Genomic DNA, 18,379 nt, shown 5'->3' with positions numbered 1-18,379 from the left:
GAGAAAATAGAAATCGAAACTTGTGCGAACGTTTCGTCCGGCTGGAAAAACAGGAAAAAGTCAGGAAGAAACGATGAGGATTATATAAGAAAAACAGTATCTACTGCCGGCCGCCGGATCAGAAGAAATCGAAATCGCCGGCAGCCTTCGCCATGGGCTGGGAATGCGCATGAGATCCACCGCCGCCAAGCGCCTTCTGCATCTCCGTCAGCTTGACCAGGCTCAACGCCGTTGCCAGATCGACCGTCCAGCCCTCGGGCATGGTCCCGGCGATCGTATCGATGAATTCGGCGATGCCGCGGGTCTTCTGCACGGCAAGGTCGATGCCCTGAACGACCTTCATCGCTTCCGGCGAGGCCATTATATCGGCACCGCTGATATCGAGCAGCTGCGGTTCGATGCGCTCGATCAGATAGGCGACGTCATGCAATTCGGAAACGACCCGCAGGAGGATGGCGGGAAGCGTCTCCTCGATGGCGGGCGTTTCAATGTGCTGGAAGGGGGTCATGCGGTAGCCTCGCTGATCAGAAAAATTCGATCGTATTGTCGACCGGCTTGGGAGCCACGACCGGACGCTGTTCCAGCGCGACGGTCTTCTGCGTCTCCGCACCGGTCAGCGGGTATTGCCTGGCTCTTCCGGAGATCGGCCAATATTCGATCTTGCGTCCATGCTCGCCGCCCGTGCTGGAGCTGACGACCGGTATGCCTTCGTCTTTCAGGAACTGCATGGCGAAAACGGCATTCTGCTCGCCGACATTGGAGAAAGTGGCGATCGTCTTGGCACCGCCGAAGACTTTTGCTTCCAGCCGGTCGCGTCGCGCTCCCTTCTTCAGGAGACCGTTGATCAGAAGTTCCATCAGGTGCACGCCGTAGCGCGTCGCGTCGCCGCCGCTCATCGGCGAGGTGGCCATTCCCGGGAGGAGGAAATGGTTCATCCCGCCGACGCCGGCGATGGGATCGCGCAGGCAAGCCGCCACGCAAGAGCCGAGGATGGTCGTCAGCACTACGTCGGGATCGCTGATGACCTTGTACTCGCCCTGAATAATATGCACGCGACGGGCAGCACCCTCGACGATCATTTCAGTGCTCCGAAGACAGCCTCGATGGCAGCTTTCATCTTTTCGATGGTGAAGGGTTTGGCGAGCACGTTGTTGGCCCCGAGCTGCGCCGCCTTCTGGACCAGCGCGCGGTCACCCTGCGCCGTCAGGATGATGAAGGCCGCCTTCTTCGTCGTCGGGTTTGTCCGGACTGCCTGCAGCAGACCGAGCCCGTCCATTTTCGGCATGTTGAAATCGGAGATGACGAGATGGTGCGGCTGTTGCTCCATGATCTTCATCCCCTGCTCGCCGTCGCCGGCGGCGGTGATCTGCTTGAAGCCGAGCTGCGTCAGAGCATCGCTCAGCAACAGACGGCTGGTGACCTGATCGTCGACGATCAGAACTTTGATTTTCTCCGCTAGAGACATTATTCGCTCCCTTCCTTTCGGGCGGCTGTTATTTTCAAAATTTCCTCGCCAATGGCGTTCAGCGGAAACTGCTGTTCGACGGCGCCGAGCTCGTGCGCGACCCTCGGCATGCCGTAGACCACACAGGTCTTTTCGTTCTGGCCGATGGTGCGCGCACCGGCGTGGCGCATCTTGAGGAGACCGGCGGCGCCGTCACGCCCCATCCCGGTCAGGATCACGCCGACGGCATTGCGGCCTGCCAATTCGGCAACCGAATCAAAGAGTACGTCGACCGAAGGCCGATGACCGTTCACCGGCCCGCCGTCCACCAGACGGCAATGAGGCGCCGAGGCATTGGCAACCCGCAGATGCCTTTCGCCGCCCGGCGCCAGATAGATCTTGCCGATTTCCAGCCTTGCTCCATCGGTCGCCTCCTGGACGACCGGCGCGCAGAGCCGGTTCAGCCGTTCCGCGAAGCTGCGCGTGAAGGTCGGCGGCATATGCTGCGTGATGACAGTCGGCGGGCAGTTGGCCGGGAATTTCTGCAGGACATTGATCAGCGCCTCGACACCGCCGGTGGAGGAGCCGATGGCGACGATCTTGCGTCCCACGCGGAAATCCGAAACGGCCGGCGGCGGCACACGCTGGGCGGCGGGCTTCACATATTGCCGCTGGGAACGGGCGGCCGCCTTCACCTTATCCGCAAGGTCGCCGAAAGGATGCGGTTCGCCCGGCGACGGCTTTCCGACACAGTCGAACGCGCCGATCTCGAGGGCTGCAAGCGTCGCATCGGCACCGCGGTGCGTCATCGTGGAAACCATGATGACGGGCATGGGCCTCAGCGTCATGATCTTTTCCAGGAATTCGAGGCCGTTCATGTTCGGCATCTCGATGTCCAGCGTGACGACATCGGGATTGAGAGCCTTGATGGCGGCGCGCGCCTCGAGCGCGTCACCGGCCTGGCCGACGACGTCGACGTCCGGATCAGCGCGCAATACGGCCGCGATCAGGCCGCGCATGGTCGGGGAATCGTCGACCACGAGAACACGGGCTGCTGCGTTCATGGTTTCCTCCCCGCGTTCTTGCCGAGATAGCGATAGGTCGTGATGCCGATATTGTCGAAGACGTGCTTCGCCTCGCCAGAGACCCGCTCGGAATGGCCGATATAAAGGTGGCCGTTGTCATGCAGCTGGCCGGCAAAGCGAGACCAGATCTTCATCTGCGTCGGTTCGTCGAAATAAATGACGACGTTGCGGCAGAAGATGACGTCGAACATGCCCTTGAAGGGCCATTGCGCCAGCAGGTTCAGCTCGTTGAAGGTGATCAGCCGCTTGACGCGGTCGTCGATCTGGAATTTGCGCCTGCCCTGGAGATTGACCTCCTGAAACCATTGCTTGCGCATGGCGGGCGAGATCGTTTCGAGCGCCGTTTCATCATAGGCGCCGGCGCGGGCAAGCCCGAGGATCTTCGGATCGATATCCGTCGCAAGGATCTTGAAATCGAAGTCCGCAACATTCGGCATCAAGGCAAGCACGGTCAGCGCGATGGAATAGGGCTCCTGCCCGTCGGAACAGGCGGCCGACCAGATGCGCACCCGGCCACCGGCCTTGGCGCGCGCCAGGAGGCCCGGCAGAACTTCGTCGCGCAGATGATCGAAATGATGGTTTTCGCGGAAGAAGCGTGTGAAATTGGTCGTCAGATGCGACAGCATCTCACGGCGCGCGGCACTTCCTGCCGGGGAGGAAACCAGCTGACAGTAGTCGCGGAAACCGGAGAGGCCCAGCGCGCGGATATGCTTCGACAGCCGCGAATAGACCAGCGACGCCTTGCTCTCGTTGAGCGAAATGCCGGCATCCGCATAGATCATGGCGGCGATCTCCATCAGGTCGCGCCGTGTCAGCGGATATTCGCCGCTCGCCAGCACCTCGTCCGGAGACGCCTTGAAATCCATGGCTCCCATCGCGCTCATGCAGCCTCGCTTTCGCTTTCAGGGAACAGGGCTTCCAGCTCGATCAGGCAGATCATGCGGCGATCGATCGCCACGATGCCGCGCGCAAACTGCCGCTCGTGATCGGAGGAGACTTCCGGTGTCGGCTGGATGCTGTCGTCGGTGATGGTCAGGATGTCCGACACCGCATCGACGAGAAGACCGACCACCTTGCGCTTGACCTGCGCGACGATGATGACATGCCGTGCCGTCGGCTCCGCGCGCTTCATGCCGAGCCGGCAGGAGAGATCGATGATCGGCAGGACCGCGCCACGCAGATTGATGACCCCTAGCATATAGCCCGGCGCATGCGGCATGGCCGTTGCGGGCGTCCAGCCACGAATTTCGCGGACCGACATGATATCGACGCAGAACTCCTGGTCGCCGATGCGGAAGGCGATCAGTTCGCGGGCTCCCTGGGTCAGGTTCTTGACGGCATAGGACATGAACTCACCCCACCGCTGCATAAGACATTTCAGGCTTCAGCGATTGGCCGCGCGAAGCGCCGACCACGGCATCGACATCAAGGATCAGGGCCACGCGGCCATCGCCGAGGATGGTCGCGGCCGCGATGCCCGGCACATGCGTGTAGTTGGCCTCGAGGCTCTTGATGACGACCTGGCGCTGGCCCTGGATGGCATCGACCATGAGGGCCCGCTGCCCGCCGCCTTCCGATTCCACCAGCAGCGCAACACCTTCGACCGGATTGGCCTGCGTGGCGCGGAAGTTCAGGATACGGCCGACATCGACCAGCGGGCAGAAGCTGTTGCGGATCGAGATCAGGCGGTGGTTGGCGCCGAATGAATGGATGGCGGAAGCCTCCGGCTGCAGCGTTTCGACGATCGCCGTCAGCGGCACGACGAGCGTCTGGCCGGCAACCGTCACCACCATGCCGTCGAGGACGGCGAGCGTCAGCGGCAGGCTCATGGTGAAGACGGAACCCTGCCCCGGCTTGGAGCTGATGTTGATGCGGCCGCCGAGCGCCTGAATCGAGCGCTTGACCACGTCCATGCCGACACCACGGCCGGAGATGTCGGAAATCTTGTCGGCGGTCGAGAAGCCCGGCAGGAAGATCAGGTTATCGACTTCCTCATCCGAAAGATTGGCATCCGCCGCGATCAAGTCGTTGTCGATGGCCTTCTGGCGCACCTTTTCGCGGTTGATGCCGGCACCATCGTCGGCAAGCTCGATCAGGATGCGGCCGGAGCGATGCTTTGCCGTCAGGCGAACGGTGCCTTCCGGATTCTTGCCGAGAGCAGCGCGCTTTTCCGGCGTTTCGACGCCGTGGTCGACGGCATTGCGGATCATGTGCGTCAGCGGTTCGGCCAGCTTGTCGATGACGGTCTTGTCGACTTCGGTGTTCTCGCCCTCGGTGATCAGGCGGATCGACTTGCCGGTCATGTCGGCGATTTCGCGAACGATGCGCGACATGCGCTGGAAGACGGGCTTCACCGGCTGCGCGCGGATCGCCATGACGCTGTCCTGGATCTCGCGGGTGAGCTGCTGCAGCTCTTCGAGACCCATGTTGATGGAGGACGCGCCGTTGTTGTCGTTCTCGATGACGCTCTGGGAGAGCATCGCCTGATTGATGACAAGCTCGCCGACAAGGTTGATGAGGCGGTCGACACGGTCGAGATCGACACGGATGGTTTGTCCGGCGGCGGCAGCGGCTGCGCTATTCTGTGCGGCCGCCGCATTCGAAGCGGCAGCAGCGGCAAGGGCGGCTTCCTTCTTTTCGACGCGCGCGGCAGCGGAGGCCAGCTGCGTGACGTTGCTTGCGATTTCCGCGGCGGCAACGGCGGCAGCAGCATCATTCTTCGGAGCCGCTGCCGGCTCGACGTGTTCGGCAGCGGGCGCGGCACCGTCATCATCGAGAGCGGAGAGGTCGAAGGGGACAGGCACCATCGGCAATTCGTCGCTGGCCGAGGCGCAGGCACCACTTTCGACCTGCCTGATATCGAGATCGCAATCCCATTCGGCAAATTCGAAAACAGTGCGAATGGCGTCTTCGCCCTTGTCCGTCTTGATCGAGATCGCCCATTTGAAATAGGCACCTTCGGGATCAAGGTCGATGAGACCCGGCAGCGCATCCATGTCGCAGAAGATATTCATTTCGCCGAGCCGCGCGAGGTCGCGCAACAGCAGCGTCGCGTCGTTGCCCTTGGCGTAGAGATCCGAGCGCGGCCTGAAATCGACCTCATACTCCGGCACGCCGTCGCCGGCCGGCTCGTCGCTGCCGAAATCGTCATCGAAGCTGAAGGGGATCGGCTGGAAACCGCTATCATCGGTCGGAGCCGGCGCCGCAGCCTTGGGAGCGGCCTCGACGACGACTGCTGCCGCAGACGGTGAGGGCAGATCGCCATTTGCCAGCGCTTCCAGTTCCTTGACCAGGCCGCGGCTGCGAGCCTGATCGACACTCCCGCCGTCACGCGCGGCATTGGTGAGATCCGCCAGGACGTCTGCGGCCTTGAGCATGACCTTCAGGACATCCTGGGTCGGCTCCAGCTTGTTGGATCGAACGCAATCAAGCGTGGTCTCGAAGACGTGGGCGAATGCGACCAGGTCGTCGAGACCGAAGGCACCTGCCCCACCCTTGATGGAATGAACGGCGCGGAACACGGCATTGACGGTTTCCGGATCGCGGTCGCCGTCATTCATTTTCAGGAGACCGGATTCCAGTTCGGCGAGCTGCTCTTCGCACTCCTGGAAGAAAATCTCTTTGATTTCGTTCATATCCATGAGGGGTGGATCCTGTTTAGGCGGTTACGCGCTCGATGGCATCGATCAGCTTGGCGGGGTCGAACGGCTTGACGATCCAGCCGGTCGCGCCGGCCTGGCGGGCACGGTTCTTCTTCTCCGCATCGCTTTCGGTCGTCAGCACGAGGATCGGAACGGCACGGTATCTGTCGTTGCGGCGAACGCCCTCGATGAAGCCGAAACCGTCAAGGCGCGGCATGTTGATGTCGGTAACGATGACATCGGGATTGGCTTCTTCCAGAATTTCCAGGCCTTCGACGCCGTCTTCGGCCTGAATGGTCTCGAAACCCGCATTGTTGAGGGTGACGAGAAGCATGTTTCGAATGGTCCGTGAATCATCCACGGTCAGCACTTTTTTCTTCATTGCCGGATCTCCTTGGCAAGCAGATGGGAGATATCCACCCCGATCACCTGCATTGTTTTTTGAAATGCATCCGACACCTTGGAGAAGGTGAAGGAGAGCTTGTCCTCATCCCACGTCTTGGCGGCGGCCATGATGACCTGAACGCACAAGGCCCCGATCCTTTCGACGCCGGACGCATCGATCGCGACATTGCTGCCGCGCATTCCCATCAGCGTGCCGCGAAGGGCGGAGGCCTCGTTGAGGTCCAGCACCGCGGCCAGACTGATTGTCTTTTCGCCTTTCTTGCTCGGCATCGCTTCATTCCCCGTTGTTTGAAATCGGGCCGCCCGGCCCGCATGTGCATGAAACTGAAAGATCAATAGGCATTGCGTGTGCCTCCCATTGCGGTCCTGCGAAGCGGGAAGCCGAAATCGGCCATCTCTTCTTCGTCCCGCCCGATGTTGAATTCATCGCGGGCGGAGAGCTGGCGTTGCTGAGCGGTTTTCACCGGCACGGCAGGCGTTGCCTGGCGCCGCTCGCGCTCGATGCGGAACTCGCGAATGGTCCGGCCGAGCTCGACGACGACGCTATGCAGGTGATCGGCGCCTTCCTCGGAGCGGCTCGCCTCGCTCCCGGCAGCCGCCGCGCGCTCGCTATAGCCGCCAATATCTGATGTCAGCGCCTTGAGTCCCACGACCTGCTCGTCGCTGGCCGCAGCAATCCCGGAGATCGCCTCGTTGATATCGCTCACCTGACGGACGATGCTGCCGATCGCATCCTGGGTGCGACCAACCATCTGGACGCCCGCATCCACCTGGGCTTTGGTGCCCGTCACCAGAACCTTGATCTCGCGTGCGGCATCGGCGGAACGCTGGGCGAGCGCGCGAACTTCCTGCGCGACGACGGCAAAGCCGCGGCCGCTGTCGCCGGCGCGGGCGGCTTCGATGCCGGCATTCAGCGCAAGAAGATTGGTCTGGAAGGCAATCTCATCGATGACGCCGATGATCTGACCGATCTTTTCGGCCGAGGTCTCGATATCCGACATCGCCGATATCGCCTGACCGACGATCCGGCCGCTGTCTTCTGCCGCCGCGCGCGTCGATACCGCGACACGCTCAGCCGAACGCGTATTGGCGGCATTGCCGCGCACCTGTTCGGCGAGTTCGGCGAGCTGCCGCGCCGAGACCGCGAGCGCACGCGACTGTTCGGACGATGTTTCCGCGAGGGATTTCGAGGCATGGGAAATGGCACCGCTTGCCGCCTCCGCCGCCTGGACGCCGCCGGACAGAGCCGAAAACTGCTGCTGAATGTCCTCCAGCGCCGCATTCAAGGCGTCCGCGACCTCGGCATAGGCTTCGGGACAATCCATCGGCAGCCGGGTCGTCAGATCGCGATCGGCAAGACCGTTGGCAAGCTCAGCGAGGAAGGCCGCAGCCTCGGCGCGATCGGCAGTCCGCTGTTCGGCCAGCGCCCGCTGGTGGCCGACCCGCAATTCGTTGAAGCGAAGCGATACGGCAATCTCGACATCGACCATCACGAGCCGCACGACTGATGTCACGAGTTCGCTCAGTTCACGGGCGCGGCGCTTGGCTCCAGGCAGGATGGCACGGCTGCCCATGTCTTCGAGAAGGCCGGAAAGAAGATGCTCCAGCATCACGCCATGACCCGCGACATGCCAGCGCGGGTCGAGACCCATCTTGCTTTCGCTGTCGGACAGAACCTTCACGCGCTCGGCATAAAGACTGTCGAAGCGTGCATCCGTCAGCACATCCCAATGCGAGGACTGCAGATCCTGAAGGCGCTCGAGCTGGTTTTCACTGGAAAAATTGCGGGAAGCATCCGGAAAGGTCTGGAAGCGGTGGAAGAGATCGCGCAGGCCTGCTTTCAGATGCGTCTCGAGCATCGGCCGGTGGCGGCGCAAGATTTCACATTGCCCGGCATCGAGACCAGCAAAACGCAAGCGGTCGCGAAGGCTGCCAGCCTGCGCCTTACCTGCCTGATCTGACGGCGAATCCTGCGCCAAAATCGTCCCTGCCGAACTGCCGCGCATTCAAGCGCCGGCGAAACCGCTGATGATCCGCGCCAGGCGCAATGAGGAGGCGAGAAAAGGCAGCCGTCGCCGTCGATCAGCTGATCGAGGCACCGAAGCTCGCTCGTTCATCAAAGTCTGTTGCGGACCTGTTTGATGACATGGATACCGGATCGGACCCGGTACGACGGGGCGGCTTCATGCCTGGTGAGAACGAGTCACAATTTTCCCATTCCGACGTTCAAGCTCAATATTTATGGTTAATTCCTTGCCCGAAGGTTAATGACGGAAGAAGGCGTATTCTGCGCCATTCCCTCCTAAATTAGGCATTACTTTCAGATATACTTTATCGACCGGTAAAAACTGGGATCGCAAGTCACGAGCAAGCTTCGTATCTTACTGTTCAAGGGATAGACAGCTTCGATGTCGATACGGAGAGAGCAATGATTGTTCTTGGTTTGACCGCCTCGCTGATGGCCAGCCTGACGCTTGCGGCCTTCATGCTTCTGTGCCGCATAGAGGGGACACGCGGTAAAGCCGCTTCGCGCGTCCTTTAGATAAAGCTGTCACGGCGTCTCAGATCCATAATCGAAATACGGCATTCGTGGTTGCGACGGCGACCGCTGCCGTCTTACAGATGGCAGGGAGCTAGCTTTGGTCTCAATAGTTCCGTATTAAGCCTCACGATCAGGCACCGAGACCCATCCATTAATGCTCGACACGACCCATTCCCGCACGACTGCACAGAAACTCTCTCTGCAGGTGGCTCTCGCAATCATCTTCGGAGTGACGCTCTGGCGCGTCCTCATGCTGCTGGTCAACAGGACCGACCTCTTCGTCGACGAGGCGCAATATTGGTTCTGGGGCCAGAATCTCGATTTCGGCTACTACTCCAAACCGCCGATGATCGCCTGGGTCATCCGCTTCTTCAATGTGATCTCCGGCTCGGATTCGACCTTCTGGATCCGCATATCGGCGCCGCTCTTCCATCTCGCCACCGCACTGATGCTGATGCGCACGACGCGGCGGCTGATCGGGAGCGAGGAAGGACGCGAGATTGCACCCTGGGTCGGCGTCATCTTCATCACGCTGCCAGCCGCCTCGCTTTCCGCCGTGCTGGTATCGACCGACACGATCCAGATCCTGTTCGTGACGATCGCCATATGGGCTTTTATCGGCCTGACCAGGCGTTCCTCGGTGCTGGAAGCTGTCATCCTCGGCGCCAGTCTCGGTTTCGCCTTCCTAACGAAATATTCGGTGCTTTTCCTTCTGCCCGGTGTCGGCATTGCCATGCTGACGATGCGTTCGGCGCGCATCGCCTGGCGGGATGTTGTGATTGCCGCCATCGTCGGCGCCATCGTCGTTTCACCCAATCTCTGGTGGAACTTCGCCCATGATGCAGCGACCATAAAGCACACAGAAAATATTGCCCAATGGAGCAAAGACGGTGGCAGCAACAGTCTGCTGAAGCACATACTCAACGGGCTCAGCTTCTTCGGCGCCCAGTTCGGCGTGATCGGCCCGGTCGTCTTCTATGCGCTTTTGTGGACGACGTGGCGATTGATCCGCGGGCGGAGCGACGATCGGGAAAAGCTGCTGTTCTGGCTATCGGTGCCTGTCGTGGCGCTGATCACGCTGCAGGCCCTCCTCGCTAAGGCCTATGCCAATTGGGCCGTCTCGGCCTATGCCGCCGGCACCATTCTCGCCGTCTGGTTGCTCTATCGCCTGACGAAAAAGGGGCTGAGCACCTCGCTGATCGTCGGCGCCGTCGTCGCCTTCGTGATCCCGGTGCTGACCGTCTTTGCCTATGACATCAAGCTGCCGAATGGCGATCTCATCATGAAGCGCTATGTCGGACGCGCCGTCATCAGCCGGGAAATCGCCGACATAGCGACGGACGCGAAGACACCGGTCATCGTCGCCGAGGATCGCGATATCCTCGCCGATCTTTATTATACGTTGAAGGGTAAGCCTTTCCGGATCTATGCCCGCAATTTCGGCGGCTTTCCCAATAATTATTACGAGCAGAATTTCTCTTTGCCGGCCGACGTGACCGGGCCGGTGCTGTATATCGACAACGGCCCCTTCGAATGCGCGGGGAGCCAGGTGGACCTCATCAAGAGCTGGTCGCCGCCCTATGGCGAGATGAAAGGCAAAACGCTTCATGCCTATCGCGTTTCGGCATCCTGCCTGGCACCCAAACCGTCAGCAGCCGCCGGAACGGGAGCAGCGGGAAATTAAGAAACCGAGCCCGGACTGTTGACCGGCTCGCGCAAGTGCATCATGACAGGCCGCGCTAAAGCGCCGTGCGTCACATGTGACCCACAAAGGTCGCTGTAGCGCTTTTAATCTGTTGCATAATTCCTTAAAGCGATGCCGATTTAAGGAATTATGCAGTGGGAAGACGCCAGGCGTCCTGATATCATGACTGAACCGCCGGTGTTCGCGCCGGCAAAGGAACAAAGGCATTTCTGACTGTTGAGCCCACTCGAATTCGGCATTGCCGACAGCGAAGATAAAGACGACAGGACACACCGCGCAGGCGCGCGCGTGATCGCCTCGCTGTTCGTCGCGTTCTTCGCCTATATCGGACTGGCGCTCGGTGGCGGCATCAATCTGGCCGCGCGCGCCGATGCAGATGCTCTTTCTTCCGGCAAGGATAGCCAACCGCTCTACCTGTCCCTGCGGGATCCGGTGCGCGGCATCGTCGTTGCCGACCGCCTGGTAACGCCGAAAGCGACCTGGCACGATATCGGACCGGCGATACTCGCCTCCCTCCCCTCTCTCGGCTATCTGGCCACGCCGTGGCAGCCACGCCATCCCGGCGATGCTGCTCGGCTCGAATCTCTGGCATTTAGCGCCTATTTCGCGCGCGGCCCTCCGGGCGATTTCGCGTAAGCGATCGGCGCCGATGCGCCGCATCTCCGACATGACCTTAAGTCCGCCAGCGGTCAACCGCCGGCATAAGCGTATTTTCAAGGATAATACCCATGCGCACCTCACCATGGCTCGTGGCACTCTATACAGTGATCATCGTCATTGGCTTTCTGATAGCCCTGCCGAACGCGCTGCCGCCGTCGGTTCTCAGCAAGATCCCATCCTGGCTGCCGCATAGCCAGGTGTCCCTCGGCCTCGACCTTCGCGGCGGCTCCTACCTCGTTCTCGAAGTCGACGAGAAGGATCTGACGAACGGCCGGCTGCAATCGCTGCAGCAGGACGCACGCCGCGTGCTGCGCGACAAGAACATCCAGGTCCGTTCGGTCGTCCGCAGCGGCGACCAGATCGTCGTGACGCTCAACGATCCCTCGCAGAGCGGTGACGCGGTGACGCAGTTGCAGACGCTGGCCAATACGATCACGTCGGGCCTCTCGGCCGGCCAGTCCGATCTCACCATCAAGCCGAACGGCGCAACGATCGCCATGTCCTTCTCGCAGGCCGGCATTTCGGCCAACGTCGACTCCGCCGTCCAGCAGAGCCTTGAAGTCATCCGCAAGCGCGTCGACCAGGTGGGCGTTGCCGAGCCGACCATCCAGCGCGTCGGCCCGAACCGGGTTCTCGTCCAGCTTCCGGGCGCGCAGGATCCGTCCCATCTACGCGAGCTTCTCGGTTCGACCGCGAAGATGTCCTTCCATCTGCTGGCCGACAATGCCGATCCGAACAATCCGCCTCCCGGCGTCACCATCATGAAGGACGAGCAGGGCAACAGCTATCCGGTTCTCGATCGCATCGAACTGTCCGGCGACCGTCTGACGGACGCCCGCGTGAGCTTCGATCCGAACACGCATGAGCCGCTCGTCACCTTCCGCTTCGACAGCGCCGGTGCCAACCGCTTTGCCGAAATCACCCGCGAAAACGTCGGAAAGCCCTTTGCCATCGTCCTCGACAACAAGGTGCTGAGCGCGCCTAATATCCGCGAGCCGATCACCGGTGGTTCGGGCCAGATCTCCGGCAACTTCACCGCCGACAGCGCCACCACGCTTGCAGCCCTGCTGCGTGCCGGTGCTCTGCCGGCCAAGCTCACCGTCATCGAAGAGCGTACCGTCGGCGCCGACCTTGGTAGCGACGCGATCCAGAAGGGCATCTATAGCGGCTTGGTCGGCTTCGTTCTGGTTGCCGCCTTCATCTTCGTGCTCTATGGCACCTGGGGGATTCTGGCGAATGTTGCCCTGCTCATCCACACGGTCCTGACCTTCTCGGCCCTGACGCTTGTCGGCGCCACGCTGACGCTGCCGGGTATTGCCGGTATCGTTCTCGGTATCGGCCTTGCGGTCGATGCCAACGTTCTCATCAACGAGCGCATCCGCGAAGAAACCCGCAAGGGTCGCGGCGCCTTCGCCGCCATCGATAACGGCTTCAAGAAGGCCTATTCGACGATCATTGACGGCAACATGACGGCGCTGATCGCTGCCGCCATCCTGTTCTACTTCGGCTCCGGCCCCGTCCGCGGCTTTGCCGTGACCATGGGTCTCGGCCTCATCATCTCGATGTTCACCTCCGTCGCCTTCGTGCGCGTAGTGATGATCGCCATCACCCGTCGCCGTAAGCTGAAGGTGATCAACATCAGGCCGCTGATCCCCTTCAGCCCCTATGACAAGCACATCCAGTTCATGAAGGCCCGCTTCTTCGGCGTCACCGTCTCGGCGATCCTGTCGCTCGCCTCGGTGGTCCTGTTCATCCATCCGGGCCTCAACTACGGCGTCGATTTCCGCGGCGGTATCCAGATGTCGGTCAAGACCAAGGACGCGGCCGATCTGGCGACGTTCCGCGAGGGCCTGAACACGCTCGGCCTCGGCGAAATCGCACTGCAGTCCTTCGGCGACAACAACAGCCTTCTTGTCCGCGCCCAGCGCCAGGACGGCGGTGAAGAGGCGCAGACCGCCGCAGTGACCAAGCTCAAGGCAGAAATCGTCAAGATCGATCCAAGCGCGACCATCGAAGGCACCGATGTCATCGGTCCGAAGGTCTCGGGCGAGCTTGCCTGGGCCGGCATCCTGTCGGTCGTGATCGCCAGCCTGGCGATGCTGTTCTACATCTGGTATCGCTTCGAATGGCCGTTCGCAGTCGGCGCCATCGTCACGCTGATCCTCGACGTCACCAAGGCGATCGGTTTCTTCGCGATCACCGGACTCGATTTCAACCTGACGGCCATCGCCGCAATCCTGACGCTTGTGGGATATTCGGTGAACGACAAGGTCGTGGTCTATGACCGCATGCGTGAAAACATGCGGCTCTACAAGTCGATGCCGCTGCGCGATATCATCGACAGGTCGATCAACGAGACGCTGGCGCGAAGCCTCTATACCAACGCCACCGCCTTCCTGGCGCTGGTGCCGATGGCGATCTGGGGTGGCAGCGCCGTCTCCAGCTTCGCGATCCCGATGGTGTTCGGCATCCTCGTCGCCGGTGCCTCGTCGGTCTTCATTGCCGCGCCGATCCTGCTCTTCCTCGGCGACTGGCGTCGCCGCCATGCCAAGCCGGTCGCCAACGATGCGAAGCCGGCGGACGACAAGTCCGGCAAGGACAACAAGCAGATCCCCGCGTTAGAATAAGCAGCCAATATCTGAGAACAGGACATGCCCGAGCTTCGGGCATGTCCATCAGCCGGACGAAAGCATCTCAGGCGAAATGCGCGGCGAGCGCCATTAGAAAATCGCAAAGCGCCTCAGGAAATGGACGGCATATGCAACGGCAGGCCGAGACGGGGCGCCGTTATCTTTTCTATGACGCCCTTCTCCTGTTCGCCGACGAGCAGGTGCTTGCCGTCGACGGTGAAGGCGATGCCGCTCGGCCGCGTGCCATTGGTGCGGATATGGCCGGACATCATCCCCTCTCTATCGATCAGACAAATTTCGCCAAGGCCGGACATGGCACAATAGAGCGTGCCGCTGCGATCGAAGGCAAGGCCCGATGGCCCGCGCAGTACGTTTACCGCGGGCGACCTCATCGATTGCGCAAACATCTCCTGCCGCCCGCCGACGATCTGCCGATGGATTTTTCCAGTCAGCGTCTCGCTATAGTAAAGCAGCCCATCAGGTCCGAAGGCGATGCCGCTGGCAAGCAGCAGGCCGGCGGCCAGGACGCGGATCACCCGGCCTTCGGAAGGATCGATCTGATAGACGCAGCCATTATAGGCGGCCTTGAAGAAATCCGGATGGATATGCCCTCTTTCCAGCAGGTCGGTGAGGCGAATGCCGGAATCGGTCATGTAGAGCAGGCCGTCGGGCCCGAAGGCGAGCGCGTTCGGATGAAGAAACGGGCCGTCGGCACTCCCCTCTATCACCTGGCGGATCCGCCCTTGCGGCGAGAGCTTGATGAGCGAATTCTCCGGGCCGCCGGCCACCCAGAAGCAGCCGTCACCGTCGATCGCGATTCCGGTCGGGCTGCCGCCGATCCGACACAGTTCCTCACAGGCGCCGCTCGTATCGAAAAGCTTTAGATAACGGCGACTTGGGTCCGTCTCAACAAGCGCGATGCGCCCGTCCGGCAGAGCCACCAGTCCGCCAGGCAGGCGCAGCCCAGTGGCGATCGTTTCGTTCATATTCGGAAACCTTCACTCAACGCACTGCGAAACCCATACTCAAAAGTGCCGCGCCATGATCATACATAAGAACAAACAAAGTTCTTTTCGAGCCGCCTCCACCAAATCCGAATGAAATTCTTGCGCAAACTTCGCACCGACGAGGGAATTTCCTCCAACTTGACAGGTTCGGCCGATTCGGAACATCCATAGAACGCTGAGATATTTTCACATCTGCGATTCGTCGCAGGTCGCGCCCGGCTTCCTCGCCATCCAGGAGAATTGATGACTGCCGCCTACCTGGAAAAATTGAACCCGGAGCAGCGGCTGGCGGTGGAACACGGCACGACAGCGGATACGGGCCACATCGCCGGACCGCTGCTCGTCATCGCGGGCGCCGGCTCCGGCAAGACGAATACGCTTGCCCATCGGGTGGCGCATCTGATCGTCAAGGGCGCCGACCCGCGCCGTATCCTGCTGATGACGTTCTCGCGCCGCGCCGCCGCCGAAATGGGCCGCCGCGTCGAGCGCATCTGCCGCGAGGTGCTGGGGGCCAATGCCGGCATCACCGCCGATGCGCTGGCCTGGAGCGGTACGTTCCACGGCATCGGCGCGCGCCTGCTGCGGGATTATGCCGAGCAGATCGGCATCGATCCGGCCTTCACGATCCACGATCGGGAAGACAGCGCCGACCTCATGAACCTTGCGCGCCATGATCTCGGCTTTTCCAAAACGGAGAACCGTTTCCCGACCAAGGCGACATGCCTTGCGATCTATTCGCGCTCCGTCAATGCGGAAGCGCCGCTCGACGGCGTACTGCGCGACTTCTTTCCATGGTGCGCCATGTGGGAGCAGCAGCTGCGCGATCTTTTCGCCTCTTATGTCGAAGCGAAGCAGGCGCAGAACGTGCTCGATTACGACGACCTGCTGCTCTACTGGGCGCATATGCTGCAGGAGCCGCTGATCGCCGAGGATATCGGCAGCCGTTTCGACCATGTGCTCGTCGACGAATATCAGGACACCAACCGGCTACAGTCCTCCATCCTGCTCGCCCTGAAGCCGGATGGCCGGGGATTGACCGTCGTCGGTGATGACGCGCAGTCGATCTATTCCTTCCGTGCCGCGACCGTGCGCAACATTCTCGACTTTCCGAAAGCCTTCACGCCCTCGGCCGATATCGTGACGCTCGACCGCAATTACCGCTCGACGCAGCCGATCCTGGCCGCCGCCAATGCCGTGATCGATCTCGCTTCGGAGCGCTTCACGAAGAACCTGCGTACCGAGCGGCAGAGCACGGAACGGCCGCGGCTGGTGACGGTGCGTGACGAGTCCGATCAGGCGCGCTACATCGCGGACCAGATATTGGAAAATCGCGAGGGCGGCACGCGGCTCAAGCAGCAGGCCGTGCTCTTTCGCACGTCGAGCCATAGCGGCCCGCTGGAAGTGGAACTCGCCCGGCGCAACATCCCCTTCGTCAAATTCGGCGGGCTGAAGTTTCTCGACAGCGCCCATGTGAAGGACATGCTGGCGGCGTTGCGCTTTGCCCAGAACCCGCGCGATCGCGTGGCGGGCTTCCGCTTGATGCAGCTCCTGCCCGGCGTCGGCCCTTCGACAGCACAGCGCGTGCTCGACCAGATCGGCGAAGAAGCGAGTCCGATTGCGGCGCTCAGCGAACTGCCGCCACCGCCGCGCACGGGAGACGACTGGACCGCCTTTGTCGAGACGATGCGAGAAGTTAAAAGCGGCAAGGCCGGCTGGCCGGGGGAAATTGGCCTTGTCCGCCAATGGTACGAACCGCATCTGGAACGCGCGCATGAGGATGCCGCGACACGCCAGGCGGATCTCGTCCAGCTCGAACAGATTGCCGCGGGCTACGGCTCGCGCGAGCGCTTCCTCACCGAACTGACGCTCGATCCGCCTGACGCGACCAGCGATCAGGCCGGTACGCCACTGCTGGATGAGGACTATCTGATCCTCTCAACCATTCATTCCGCCAAGGGGCAGGAGTGGACGAAGGTCTTCATCCTCAACGCAGTCGACGGCTGCATCCCCGCCGATCTCGCCGTCGGATCATCGGCCGAGATCGAGGAGGAACGGCGGCTGCTCTATGTTGCGATGACGCGGGCGAAGGACAATCTCGATCTCGTCATTCCGCAGCGTTTCTTCGTGCATGGTCAACATGCGCAGGGCGACAAGCATGTCTTTGCCTCGCGCACACGTTTCATCCCGGCGACGTTGCTGCAGTTCTTCGAGGTTTGCGGCTGGCCGCAGGCACGCGCCGAAAGCGCCGCCGCGATCCGGGCGAGAGAAGTGCGCGTCGATGTGGGGGCGCGGATGCGGGGCATGTGGCGGTGAGTTGAGACTCGGTCGCTGGGACGAGGCAATCTGAAGTGCCCCGTCTGACCATCCGGCAATCCTCACTTCGCCTCGCGAAACATCTCGATGATCGCCGAAAAATCGCGGCCGCCATTGCCGAGCTTTTCGAAGAGGGCATACAGCTGCGCCGCTTCCGCACCCAGAGGCGTCGATGCGCCGCTCGACAAGGCCGCCTCCTGAGATAGCCGTAGATCCTTGAGCATCAGCGCTGCCGCGAAGCCGGGTTTGTAGTCGTTGTTGGCCGGCGATGTCGGCACGGGTCCGGGGACAGGGCAATAGGTATTGATCGACCAGCATTGACCGGAGGACGTCGAGGCGACATCGAAGAGAGCCTGATGAGAGAGGCCGAGCTTTTCACCGAGCACGAAGGCTTCGCAGACACCGATCATCGAGATACCGAGGATCATGTTGTTGCAGATCTTCGCGGCCTGGCCGGCACCGGCATCGCCGCAATGGACGATCTTCTTGCCCATCACCTCGAGCAGTGGCTTGGCGGCAGCAAAGCTTTCCGCCGAGCCGCCGGCCATGAAGGTCAGCGTGCCGGCCGCAGCACCGCCCGTGCCGCCGGAAACCGGTGCATCGAGCGAAAGGCAACCGACTTCGCCGGCCATCGCATGCGCCTTGCGGGCGCTGTCGACATCGATGGTGGAGCTGTCGATCAGCAGCGTTCCCTTCGGAACTGACCGCAGCACATCGGTCCAGACTGTGAGGACATGCTGGCTTTTCGGCAGCATGGTCACGACCACTTCGGCATCGGCCAAAGCCTCGGTCAGTACGCTGGCGGCCTTCACGCCAGACGCTTCGGCTGCCTTCAGCACATCATGCGAGAGGTCGAACCCGATCACGGCATGGCCGGCCTTGACGAGATTGGCGGCCATCGGACCACCCATATTGCCGAGGCCGATGAAAGCGATCCGTGTCATGAT

General features: G+C 61.5%; 16 protein-coding genes. 4 read left to right on the top strand and 12 right to left on the bottom strand.

Annotated features, from left to right (window positions below):
• Positions 1-118 precede the first annotated feature (118 nt).
• The 10 genes from cheT to PH552_RS21190 all read right to left on the bottom strand — a co-directional run bounded on the left by cheT (position 119) and on the right by PH552_RS21190 (position 8,554).
• On the bottom strand, positions 119-508 hold the full coding sequence (gene cheT, locus PH552_RS21235; protein WP_112343800.1) for a chemotaxis protein CheT: 390 nt from the start codon (positions 506-508) through the stop codon (positions 119-121).
• Positions 509-524: 16 nt separating this feature from the next.
• Positions 525-1,079 carry a chemoreceptor glutamine deamidase CheD gene (gene cheD / locus PH552_RS21230; RefSeq protein ID WP_112343799.1) on the bottom strand — a complete coding sequence of 185 codons (555 nt, stop codon included), beginning with the start codon at positions 1,077-1,079 and terminating at the stop codon, positions 525-527.
• Positions 1,076-1,465 carry a response regulator gene (locus tag PH552_RS21225; RefSeq protein WP_004128537.1) on the bottom strand — a complete coding sequence of 130 codons (390 nt, stop codon included), beginning with the start codon at positions 1,463-1,465 and terminating at the stop codon, positions 1,076-1,078. The genes cheD and PH552_RS21225 overlap by 4 nt, the downstream gene beginning before the upstream one ends.
• Entirely contained in the window at positions 1,465-2,508 is a 1,044-nt protein-coding gene (cheB, locus tag PH552_RS21220) for a protein-glutamate O-methylesterase CheB (RefSeq protein WP_183762689.1), read from the bottom strand. Before cheB ends, PH552_RS21225 begins: the two co-directional genes overlap by 1 nt.
• Entirely contained in the window at positions 2,505-3,413 is a 909-nt protein-coding gene (gene cheR / locus PH552_RS21215; protein ID WP_183762687.1) for a protein-glutamate O-methyltransferase CheR, read from the bottom strand. The genes cheB and cheR overlap by 4 nt, the downstream gene beginning before the upstream one ends.
• The gene (locus tag PH552_RS21210) at positions 3,410-3,877 is read right to left on the bottom strand and encodes a chemotaxis protein CheW (RefSeq protein WP_112343796.1); all 468 of its coding nucleotides are present in this window, start codon (positions 3,875-3,877) and stop codon (positions 3,410-3,412) included. Before PH552_RS21210 ends, cheR begins: the two co-directional genes overlap by 4 nt.
• Positions 3,878-3,881: 4 nt before the next feature.
• Entirely contained in the window at positions 3,882-6,170 is a 2,289-nt protein-coding gene (locus PH552_RS21205) for a chemotaxis protein CheA (protein WP_183762684.1), read from the bottom strand.
• A gap of 16 nt (positions 6,171-6,186) precedes the next feature.
• On the bottom strand, positions 6,187-6,552 hold the full coding sequence (gene cheY1, locus PH552_RS21200; protein ID WP_004128526.1) for a chemotaxis response regulator CheY1: 366 nt from the start codon (positions 6,550-6,552) through the stop codon (positions 6,187-6,189).
• Positions 6,549-6,845, bottom strand: a complete 297-nt coding sequence (locus PH552_RS21195) for an STAS domain-containing protein (protein ID WP_112343794.1) — start codon at positions 6,843-6,845, stop codon at positions 6,549-6,551. Before PH552_RS21195 ends, cheY1 begins: the two co-directional genes overlap by 4 nt.
• A gap of 62 nt (positions 6,846-6,907) precedes the next feature.
• Entirely contained in the window at positions 6,908-8,554 is a 1,647-nt protein-coding gene (locus PH552_RS21190; protein ID WP_183762769.1) for a globin-coupled sensor protein, read from the bottom strand.
• A gap of 717 nt (positions 8,555-9,271) precedes the next feature.
• On the opposite strand from PH552_RS21190, the gene PH552_RS21185 reads away from it, so the two are divergent.
• From PH552_RS21185 to secD, 3 genes are all read left to right on the top strand, one after another.
• Positions 9,272-10,801, top strand: coding sequence for an ArnT family glycosyltransferase (locus PH552_RS21185; protein WP_183762681.1), 1,530 nt, complete (start codon positions 9,272-9,274; stop codon positions 10,799-10,801).
• Positions 10,802-11,038: 237 nt separating this feature from the next.
• Positions 11,039-11,458, top strand: coding sequence for a hypothetical protein (locus PH552_RS21180; RefSeq protein WP_183762678.1), 420 nt, complete (start codon positions 11,039-11,041; stop codon positions 11,456-11,458).
• A gap of 92 nt (positions 11,459-11,550) precedes the next feature.
• A complete protein-coding gene (secD, locus tag PH552_RS21175; RefSeq protein ID WP_183762675.1) occupies positions 11,551-14,109 on the top strand; it encodes a protein translocase subunit SecD in 2,559 nt (852 codons plus the stop codon).
• Positions 14,110-14,222: 113 nt separating this feature from the next.
• Here secD and PH552_RS21170 read toward each other — a convergent pair whose 3' ends face one another.
• Complete coding sequence (locus PH552_RS21170) at positions 14,223-15,098, bottom strand: SMP-30/gluconolactonase/LRE family protein (RefSeq protein ID WP_183762672.1); 876 nt, start codon at positions 15,096-15,098, stop codon at positions 14,223-14,225.
• Between the two features lie 264 nt (positions 15,099-15,362).
• On the opposite strand from PH552_RS21170, the gene PH552_RS21165 reads away from it, so the two are divergent.
• Positions 15,363-17,432: an ATP-dependent helicase gene (locus tag PH552_RS21165; protein WP_285166274.1), complete on the top strand. Its 2,070-nt coding sequence runs from the start codon at positions 15,363-15,365 to the stop codon at positions 17,430-17,432.
• A 62-nt stretch (positions 17,433-17,494) separates the two neighbouring features.
• Here PH552_RS21165 and mmsB read toward each other — a convergent pair whose 3' ends face one another.
• Complete coding sequence (gene mmsB / locus PH552_RS21160; RefSeq protein ID WP_183762666.1) at positions 17,495-18,376, bottom strand: 3-hydroxyisobutyrate dehydrogenase; 882 nt, start codon at positions 18,374-18,376, stop codon at positions 17,495-17,497.
• Positions 18,377-18,379 lie beyond the last annotated feature (3 nt).

Origin of the sequence: Rhizobium aureum (genome assembly GCF_030182495.1) — a bacterium.
Lineage (GTDB): Bacteria > Pseudomonadota > Alphaproteobacteria > Rhizobiales > Rhizobiaceae > Rhizobium > Rhizobium tropici_C.
Note: the sequence above shows the minus strand (reverse complement) of the source record. Positions and strands in the feature narration are given on the sequence as shown.